Source organism: Halorubrum sp. AJ67, from assembly GCF_000513435.1.
Genome location: NZ_CBVY010000026.1, coordinates 20,827 through 24,598 on the forward strand (window position 1 = coordinate 20,827; position 3,772 = coordinate 24,598).

Below are 3,772 nucleotides of genomic sequence, written 5' to 3' on the forward strand. Positions count from 1 at the left end.
GCCAGTCGGCGACGTCGTCGGTCAGCTCCCGCGCGACCGCCGCGCGGGGCTGGACCGAGTCGGACTCGAACCGTTCGCTTCGGACGCCGTAGTTCCCGATCAAGGGGTACGAGAAGGTGAGGATCTGTTCGGCGTAGGAGGGGTCGGTGAGCGACTCCTCATAGCCGGTGTACGCGGTCGTGAACACCAGTTCGCCGCGAGTACGCCCCGGCGCACGGGCGCGCGCTTCGAGCACGCGTCCGTCGGCCAGCGCGATGTAGGCGTCCGACATTACGAGAAACGTACGCGTAAAGGGTAATAAATGCGTCGTTCGAAGTTTCGTTACGATATTCGTAACGGGTAAGGCGACGGGGAGAGACGGACCGGTATGGACGACCTCGACCGACGGATCCTCTCGATCCTGCGACGGGACGCGCGGACCCCGTACACGGAGATCGCGGACCGAGTCGGGACCTCCGAGGGGACCGTGCGCAACCGCGTCGACCGGATGACCGACGAGGGCGTGATCGAGCGGTTCACCGTCACGACCCGCACCGGCAACGTGAAGGCGATGATCGAGATCTCGGTGGAGATGAACGTCAACACGGACGAAGTCGGCCAGCGGATGGTCGACTGGGAGGAGGTCGACTTCGTCTGGCAGGTCTCCGGCGAGGAGGACATCGTCCTCGTCGTCGACGCGGTCGACACGCGCGCGGTCAACGAACTGATCACGCAGGCCCGCGAGATGGACGAGGTCAAGTCGACGAAGACGCGGCTCATCCTCGACGAGCGGCTGGGATAGCAGTCGACAGCGACGGGACCCCATCAAAACTGACGCGTCGCTCGTCGGGGCAGAGTGGTTCCGAAAGAAACGAGTCGTCGGTCGTCGCCGTGCGGCGACGTTGAACCTCGCGTTAGTTGCGGACGACGTTCATCGCACGGGGGCCCTTTTGGGGCCTGCTCGATGTCGAAGTCGATGTCCTGTCCCTCCTCGAGGTCCGGGCCGCCGACATCTTCCATGTGGAAGAACACGTCGTCGTCAGAGTCGTCAGTCGAGATGAAACCGTAGCCGCCAGTGTTGTTGAAGAAGTCAACTTTTCCGTTCGCCATTACAAACATACGTTCACTCTGTGGGGGCATAACCTTTCCGAGGGTCGTGGTGGCACGGCACCTCGCGTGGAACCGCGGACGAGTGTGGCGGTCAATACAGATGACCGAAGTACCAGCCGCCGTCGTAGTGAACAAGTAACACGGCGATATGGTCTGGTATCGAGAGTTGTTCGCGGAGAGCGTTGAACGGCTCCGAATACGGTTTACACTCGGTGTACGTTCCGTCGATCGCTCGGGCCACGATATCCTGCTGTTGGCTCGTCAGGGAGTCGAGAACGACCCCCCGATTGTCTCCGATGTATTCCTTGAATTCATCCGGTGACCTCGCAACGAGTTCAGTCGAGACGGTCGTGCTCGTGATCTTCACCGTCAGTTGCTGCTCGAAGGTCAATCGGAGCAACGTCTCGTCCCATTCCAAATAGTGCGTGGCACCACCCGGGATGAACACGGATCGGTCCCGTACACCGGTCTGTTCGTACGCAAACACGACTGAGAACGACGTGTAATGTGGTGCGTGAAGGAGCCCTGAATTCCCTATTGCGCTGTGGAGTGACTCACGATCGTGAGCAGGTAGTTCGGTAAACGGACGAACTGTCACCCCGTCTGAGAGCGCAGATTCATCGACATCGATCTCGACCGAGTATTCGTAACCGGTCGTCTGTGTTCCGTCGTGATCGGTCGTGTTGATACGGAAATAGCGTGCTTCAGGCCCCGTGACTACGAAGTCCTTCCGGGGGTCCGGAGCGTAGTATCTCCGGGAAGTAGATTCACCGCGTTCCGAATCGAGTGCGTCGGTAACGGCGACTTGCGACGCGTGAGGCAACCCGTCGAGAGGTGTACTACACTCGTTGGCGATTCCGGTCGCCGTCGCTTCGTCCAGTGAAAGGCCACCCTCGTTCGAGTCCGAACAGGAGTCCGACCGTGAAAACGGCGCGAGACAGCCGGCGGTGGCCGTAATGCCGATACCACCGATCACCCGAAGAACTTGCCGTCGAGTGCTATCACGTGGAGGGCACGTCATGCCGGACGGTTGGTCGCTCCCGTTGAAGTATCCGGGGGAGAACGTTTCATCGCTTCACTCATGAATAGGATTCGATTCGCACGCTACACCGACCCGCTGTTTCACACGATAGCACATCTGAAAAAGAGGATTTCAATGGAGCCGGCGAAGCGATTCGGGCGCTCGGCGCTCGCTTACGCGAGCTCCTCGATCTGCTCGACGACGGCGTCCGCGAACTCCGAGGTGGCGAGCTTCTCGCCGCCCTCGATCTGGCGGTGGAGGTCGTAGGTGACCCGCTTGGAGGCGATGGTCTCCTCGACGGCCTCGCGCACGAGGTCGGCGGCGTCGGACCAGCCGAGGTAATCGAGCATCTCGCGGCCCGAGAGGATCATCGCGGTGGGGTTCACCTTGTCCTCGCCGGCGTACTTGGGCGCGGAGCCGTGGACCGGCTCGGCGAGACAGCGACCGTGGCCGCGGTTGATGCCGGGCGCGATGCCGAGGCCGCCGATCTGCGCGCCGGCGGCGTCGGACATGTAGTCGCCGTTGAGGTTCATCGTCGCGATGACGGAGTACTCGTCGGTGCGGGTCAGCAGCTGCTGGAGCATGTTGTCCGCGATGCGGTCCTTGACGACTAAGCTGTCCTCGGGCCGCTCGCCGTCGTGCTCCTCCCAGAGCTGGTCTTCGGTGATCACGTCCTCGCCGTACTCCTCCTCGGCGACCTCGTAGCCCCAGTCGCGGAACGCGCCCTCGGTGAACTTCATGATGTTCCCCTTGTGGACGAGCGTGACGGAGTCGCGGTCGTTGGCGAGCGCGTAGTCGATCGCCTCGCGGATGAGGCGCTTCGAGCCGAACTCGGAGATGGGCTTGACGCCGATGCCGACCGGGCCGTCGTGGATGACGTCCGGGACGTCCATGTCCTGTTCGAGGAAGTCGCGTACCTTCTCGGAGCCGTCGGTGCCGGCCTCCCACTCGATGCCGGCGTAGACGTCCTCGGTGTTCTCCCGGAAGGTGACCATGTCCATCTCCTCCGGGTTCTTAACGGGCGACGGGACGCCGTCGATGTAGTAGGTCGGGCGGACGTTCGCGTAGAGGTCGAGCGTCTTGCGGAGCGCGACGTTCAGCGAGCGGAAGCCGGCCCCGACGGGCGTCGTCAGCGGGCCCTTGATCGCGACGCGGTGGTCGCGGATGGCCGAGACGGTGTCCTCGGGGAGGTTCTCGTCGTACATCTCACGGGCGCTGCCGCCGGCGTAGACGCGCATCCACGCGATGGAACGACCCGTCGCCTCGGCGGCGGCGTCGAGTACCTGCTGTGCGGCCGGCCCGACGTCGGTGCCGATCCCGTCGCCGTGAATGATCGGGATGATCGGGTTCTCGGGAACGTTCAGCTCGCCGGTCTCCTCGTCGGCAAGCGTGATGGCCTCGCCGTCTTCGGGGACATCGACTTTGTCGTAGCTCATAACGGGCGTGGATTCTTGTGGCCCCCTAAAGTGCCTGCCGTTTTCGGCGTGAGCGTCGCGCTCGCAGCGTTTGCCGGTTTCGGGCCCCGGTGGCCGTCCGCCTCCGGCAGGGCCGTCCCGGCCGCAGACCGGCTCAACCGCGACGCGTCAGACCGGCTCGACCACGGCACCTCAGACCGACTCGACCGCGACATCGAACATCGACCGCCAGCGGTAGCGGCGGCCG

General features: G+C 63.4%; 4 protein-coding genes and 1 pseudogene. 1 reads left to right on the plus strand and 4 read right to left on the minus strand.

What is annotated here, in order from left to right:
* Positions 1-271, minus strand: a 271-nt coding sequence (locus BN903_RS14335) for a carbamoyl-phosphate synthase domain-containing protein (RefSeq protein ID WP_048078373.1), incomplete at its 3' end; no start/stop codon positions are given.
* Between the two features lie 96 nt (positions 272-367).
* Between BN903_RS14335 and BN903_RS14340 the strand changes: the two genes are divergently transcribed.
* Complete coding sequence (locus tag BN903_RS14340; RefSeq protein WP_048078374.1) at positions 368-781, plus strand: Lrp/AsnC family transcriptional regulator; 414 nt, start codon at positions 368-370, stop codon at positions 779-781.
* Between the two features lie 112 nt (positions 782-893).
* On the opposite strand, the pseudogene BN903_RS14345 reads toward BN903_RS14340, so the two are convergent.
* The 3 genes and pseudogenes from BN903_RS14345 to icd all read right to left on the minus strand — a co-directional run bounded on the left by BN903_RS14345 (position 894) and on the right by icd (position 3,546).
* Positions 894-1,089 (minus strand): annotated as a pseudogene (locus tag BN903_RS14345) (cold-shock protein).
* A 91-nt stretch (positions 1,090-1,180) separates the two neighbouring features.
* The gene (locus tag BN903_RS17020; protein ID WP_195155826.1) at positions 1,181-1,687 is read right to left on the minus strand and encodes a hypothetical protein; all 507 of its coding nucleotides are present in this window, start codon (positions 1,685-1,687) and stop codon (positions 1,181-1,183) included.
* A 596-nt stretch (positions 1,688-2,283) separates the two neighbouring features.
* Positions 2,284-3,546: an isocitrate dehydrogenase (NADP(+)) gene (gene icd / locus BN903_RS14355; protein WP_048078375.1), complete on the minus strand. Its 1,263-nt coding sequence runs from the start codon at positions 3,544-3,546 to the stop codon at positions 2,284-2,286.
* Positions 3,547-3,772 lie beyond the last annotated feature (226 nt).